The organism is Streptomyces pseudogriseolus, from assembly GCA_002154585.1.
Taxonomy (GTDB): Bacteria; Actinomycetota; Actinomycetes; order Streptomycetales; family Streptomycetaceae; genus Streptomyces; species Streptomyces pseudogriseolus.
Genome location: MUNG01000621.1, coordinates 1 through 4,821 on the forward strand (window position 1 = coordinate 1; position 4,821 = coordinate 4,821).

General features: G+C 74.2%; 5 protein-coding genes. All 5 read left to right on the plus strand.

Features of this window, described 5'->3' with window-relative positions:
* The first annotated feature begins 82 nt into the window (after nt 1-82).
* The 5 genes from CCN29_RS33495 to CCN29_RS33515 all read left to right on the plus strand — a co-directional run bounded on the left by CCN29_RS33495 (nt 83) and on the right by CCN29_RS33515 (nt 4,784).
* Nucleotides 83-976 (plus strand): SDR family oxidoreductase, encoded by an 894-nt coding sequence (locus tag CCN29_RS33495; RefSeq protein ID WP_006130895.1) that lies wholly within the window; start codon nt 83-85, stop codon nt 974-976.
* 216 nt (nt 977-1,192) lie between these two features.
* Nucleotides 1,193-2,377: a substrate-binding domain-containing protein gene (locus tag CCN29_RS33500; protein ID WP_006130896.1), complete on the plus strand. Its 1,185-nt coding sequence runs from the start codon at nt 1,193-1,195 to the stop codon at nt 2,375-2,377.
* Between the two features lie 3 nt (nt 2,378-2,380).
* Nucleotides 2,381-3,121 (plus strand): ABC transporter ATP-binding protein, encoded by a 741-nt coding sequence (locus tag CCN29_RS33505; RefSeq protein WP_086686251.1) that lies wholly within the window; start codon nt 2,381-2,383, stop codon nt 3,119-3,121.
* On the plus strand, nt 3,118-3,858 hold the full coding sequence (locus tag CCN29_RS33510) for an ABC transporter ATP-binding protein (protein ID WP_086686253.1): 741 nt from the start codon (nt 3,118-3,120) through the stop codon (nt 3,856-3,858). Before CCN29_RS33505 ends, CCN29_RS33510 begins: the two co-directional genes overlap by 4 nt.
* Entirely contained in the window at nt 3,858-4,784 is a 927-nt protein-coding gene (locus tag CCN29_RS33515) for a branched-chain amino acid ABC transporter permease (RefSeq protein WP_006130899.1), read from the plus strand. The genes CCN29_RS33510 and CCN29_RS33515 overlap by 1 nt, the downstream gene beginning before the upstream one ends.
* The last annotated feature ends 37 nt before the right edge of the window (nt 4,785-4,821 follow it).

Consider the following 4,821-nt stretch of genomic DNA (forward strand, 5'->3'; position numbering starts at 1 on the left):
CCGCCCGCCCGACCTGCGGGGATGCCCGGACGGACCTACCGTGAACGGGACGAGCGCCCGCCACGGAACACAGGAGCGTCGTATGCCGCAGACCCGGAACCCGCTGGACGGAAGGACCGCCGTCGTCACCGGGGCGGCGCGCGGTCTGGGCGCCGCGCTGGCCCGCGAGCTGTCCTCGCGCGGCATGAAGGTGGCGCTGCTCGGGCGGGAGGAGCGGACGCTGCGGCAGGTGCGGGACGAGCTGCCCGGCGAGGGCCGCTGCTGGGAGGTCGACGTCACGGACGACGAGGGCCTGGCGGCGGCCGGCGCGGACATCCGGGCGCGTCTGGGGCCGCCGTCCGTCGTGGTCGCCAACGCGGGGGTCGCCGAGGGCGGGCCGTTCGCCGAGTCCGACCCGGCGGTGTGGCGGCGGGTGATCGAGGTGAACCTGATCGGCAGCGCGGCCACCGCCCGCACGTTCGTCGGCGACCTGACCGCCACCGGCGGCTGCTTCCTCCAGGTGGCCTCGCTGGCGTCGATCGGCGCGGCGCCGATGATGAGCGCGTACTGCGCGTCGAAGGCGGGCGTCGAGTCGTTCGCGCATTCCCTGCGGGCGGAGCTGGCGCACCGTCATGTGGCCGTGTGCATCGCCTACATCAACTGGACCGACACCGACATGATCCGCGGCGTCGACGAGCACGCGGTGCTGCGTGAGCTGCGCGGCCACATGCCGCCGCCCGCGCGGAAGGTGTACCCGGCGGAGCATGTCGCGGAGCGGCTGGCGGAGGCGGTGCGGCGGCGGCGCCCGTCGGTGTACGTGCCGGGGTGGCTGCGCGCGACCCAGCTGGTGCGGGGGGCGATGCCGCCGGTGGTGACGGCGCTGTCCCGGCGTGAACTGCCGCGGCTGGCCGAGGCCGCGCCGTTCGAGGCGACGGGGCTGCTGGGCGCCGGCGGCCTCGCGGACCAGGCCGCCGCCCGAAGCCGCCGGACCTCCTGACCGGGGCCCGCCCCGCCCCCTCCTCCCGCCTCTCTTTGACACTCCTCAACGACGTGCGCGCGCACCACCGTTGAGTGGTGTCACGTGTGCGCGGCCCACATTGTGGCCGGTTCCGACCCGGATCACACTGCCGGTTACCGCTCAGCGCACAGTGATCACCCGTGACGGATCGTGCCGCTGGCGTCGTCCGCCGTCGCACCGAGGAGCCGTACGGTCATGCGTAGACCCCTTGTCCTGTCCGCCGCCGTGGCCCTGCTCGCCACCGCCCTCACCGCCGGCTGCTCCAGTCCGGGCAGCGCCACCGCCTCCGGCGCCGAGGAGGTGAAGGTGGCCCTCATCACCTCCACCAGCGGCCCCCTGGCCTCGTACGGCGAGCAGTATCTGCGCGGCTTCGAGGCCGGCCTCGATCACGCGACCGAGGGCACCGGCGCCGTCGACGGCGTGAAGATCACCGTGCTGGAGGACGACGACGGCGGCGACCCGGCCAAGGGCGTCTCCCTGGCCAAGAAGCGCATCGGGGAGGGCGTGCCGATCGTCGCGGGCACCGCCGTCTCCGGTGTGGCCACGCAGATCGCGCCCGTCGCCGCGCAGAACAGGACCCTCTACATCAGCGGGCCCGCCGCCACCGACGCGCTGACCGGCGTCAACCGCTACACCTTCCGCTCCGGCCGGCAGACCTACCAGGACGTGCTGACCGCGAAGAACATCCTGGGCGGTTCGCGGGGCAAGAAGGTCGTGGTGCTCGCCCAGGACAACGCCTTCGGCCAGGCCAACGCCGCCGCCGTGAAGGCCGTGCTCGGCACCGGCGGCACCACGGTGAGCGAGGTGCTGGCCCCGCCCGCCGCGACGGACCTGACCCCGGTGGCGAGCAAGGTGAAGGCGGCCCGCCCGGACATGGTGTTCGTCGCCTGGGCCGGGGACACCGCCCAGTCCATGTGGGCCACGCTCGACCAGCAGGGCGTCCTGGACGCCGCCACCGTCGTCACCGGCCTGGACAGCAGGGCGAGTTACCCGGTCTTCGGCAAGGCGCGCGAGAAGGTCACGCTGCTCGCCCACTACGTGCCGGGCGCCGCCGGCACCCCGGAGGCCAAGGCGATGCGCGCGTACTTCGGGAAGAAGAAGTGGCAGGAGGACCTGTTCACCCCGGACGGGTTCAACGCGGCGCAGATGGTCGTCGAGGCGGTCCGGGCCGGCGGCGCGAAGGGCGACACCGACGCCATGGTGAAGGCGCTGGAGGGCTTCTCGTTCTCCGGCGTGAAGGGGCCGAACACCGTGCGGGCCGCCGACCACGCGCTGCTCCAGCCCACGTTCCAGGCCCGGTTCACCGGCGAGGGCGTGCCGCGGGTGGCGCGGACCTTCCCCGCCGAACAGGTCGCGCCCGCCGAGTCGAGGATCGGCTGACGGATGACCCCCGTACTGCAACTCGACGCGCTGTGTTGGTCGGTGGGGGGAGCGCACATCATCGACGGGGTGTCGCTCGCCGTGCGCGAGGGCGAACTCCTCGCCGTGATCGGCCCCAACGGGGCGGGCAAGACCTCCCTGTTCAACCTGGTCACCGGGCTGACCCGGCCGACCGGCGGCGCCGTCCTGCTCGACGGCCACGACATCACCGCCCTGCCCCCGCACCGCCGGGTGCGCCGGGGCATCGGACGGACCTTCCAGTCGTCCTCGGTGTTCCCGACCATGACGGTCGCCGAGCACGTCGACCTGGCCGCCCGGTCCGCCGGGGTGCGCCGGGTCGGCGCGGCGGACGTCACCGGCGTGCTGAAGCGGGTCCGGCTGGCGCGCCGCGCCGGGGATCTCGCGGCCGGGCTCTCGCACGGCGACAAGCGCAAGCTGGAGCTGGCGATGCTGCTCGCGCCCACCCTCGGCGCGGGCACGGCCGGGGCGCGGCTGATGCTGCTGGACGAGCCGATGGCCGGGGTGGCCTCGGAGGAGACCGGCGAACTCACCGACCTCATCCGGTCGTTGCACCGCGACGAGGGCCGCACGGTGCTGCTGGTCGAGCACCACATGGATGTTGTCCTGGGCCTCGCCGACCGGGTCGCCGTGATGCACCACGGGCGGCTGCTCGCCGCCGCGAGCCCCGCCGAGGTGATGGCGGACGCCACTGTCCAGCAGGCCTATCTGGGAGACGAGCTGTGACCGCGCCACCGATCCTGCGCGTCGAGGGCCTCGACGTGGACATCGCCGGGTCCCGCATCCTCACCGGCGTCACCTTTGGCGTCCCCGCCTCCGGGGTGACCGCGCTGCTGGGCCGCAACGGCGTCGGCAAGACGACGACGATCCGCGCGGTGCTGGGGCTGCTGCCCGACGGCGGCCGGGTCACCGCGGGCTGCGTCACCTTCGCCGGCGACGACATCACCCGTGAGCCCACCCACCGCACGGTGCGCCGCGGTATCGGCTACGCGCCGGAGGACCGCGGGGTGTTCGCCGGGCTCACGGTCGCCGAGAACCTCGCCCTGGCCGAACGGCCGGGCCACGAGCACCGCTACGACCTGGTGCACGACCTGTTCCCGGAACTCGCCGCCCGCCGCGGCCAGCGCGCCGGCACCCTGTCCGGCGGCCAGCAGCAGATGGTCGCCCTCGCCCGGACCCTGCTCAACGACAACAGCCTCGTCGTCGTCGACGAACCCACCAAGGGCCTCGCGCCGCGCGTCGTCACCGAGGCCGCCGAGGTGCTCGAACGGGCCGCCGAGCGCGTGCCGCTGCTGCTGGTCGAGCAGAACCTCGCCGTGGTGCGCCGGCTGGCGCGCAGCGCGGTGGTGCTGGACGCCGGCCGGGTGGTGCACACCGGCGACGCCCGCGACCTGCTCGCCGACACCGCCCGTACGACCGCGCTGCTGGGTGTCGGCAGCCGCCCGGACCACGGAGCCGCCTGATGGACACCCTCGTCCTGCTCACCCTGACCGGACTGGGCCTGGGGGCCCTGTACTTCCTCATCGCGTCCGGACTCGCCCTGATCTTCGGGCTGATGGACGTGCTGAACTTCGCGCACGGCGCCTTCCTCACCGTCTCCGTCTACACCGCCTGGCGCACCGCCGGGACGGTCGGCGGGGCGCCGGGGCTGCTGCTCGCCGCCGTCGTCGGCACCCTCACGGGGCTGGTGCTGGCGGCCGTGGTCGAACTGGTCCTGATCCGGCGGCTGTACGGACGGGTCAAGGAGCAGATCCTGGTGACCGTCGGCCTGTCGCTGGCCGTCCCGGCGCTGGTGCAGACCGTCTGGGGCGCCGACGCCCGGCCCTTCCCGGTGCCCGACGCGCTCGCCGGCACCGTGGGCGTCCTCGGGGCGCGTGTGCCGGTGAACCGGTTCCTGCTGATCGCGGTGGCGCTGCTGGTGCTCGCCGGCATCCGTCTCTTCCTGTCCCGCACCCGCTACGGGCTGATCGTCCGCGCCGGGGTCGAGGACCGGGCGATGGTCACGGCGCTCGGCATCGACGTCACCCGCGCCTTCACCCTGGTGTTCGCGCTCGGCGGCGCCCTCGCGGGCCTGGCCGGCGTGCTCGGCGGCCTCTACTTCGGCTCGCTCTCCCCGCACCAGGGGACCTCGCTGCTGGTGTTCGCGTTCGTCGTGGTGATCATCGGCGGTCTCGTCTCCATCACCAGCGTCGCGCTGTCCGCGCTCACCGTGGGCCTGGTGCAGCAGTACGCCAACTACTACGCGGGCGGCTACGGCGACCTGGCCGTCGTGGTCCTGCTGGCGGCCGTGGTGCTGTCCCGGCCGGCCGCAGGGGCCGGTTCGCCGCCGGCGCGGCTGCGCCGCGCGCTCACCGCACTCCGTACCCGATCCGCAGGAGGCACGGCATGACCGCCACCCGCACCCCGCGGGCCACCCCCGCCGCCCC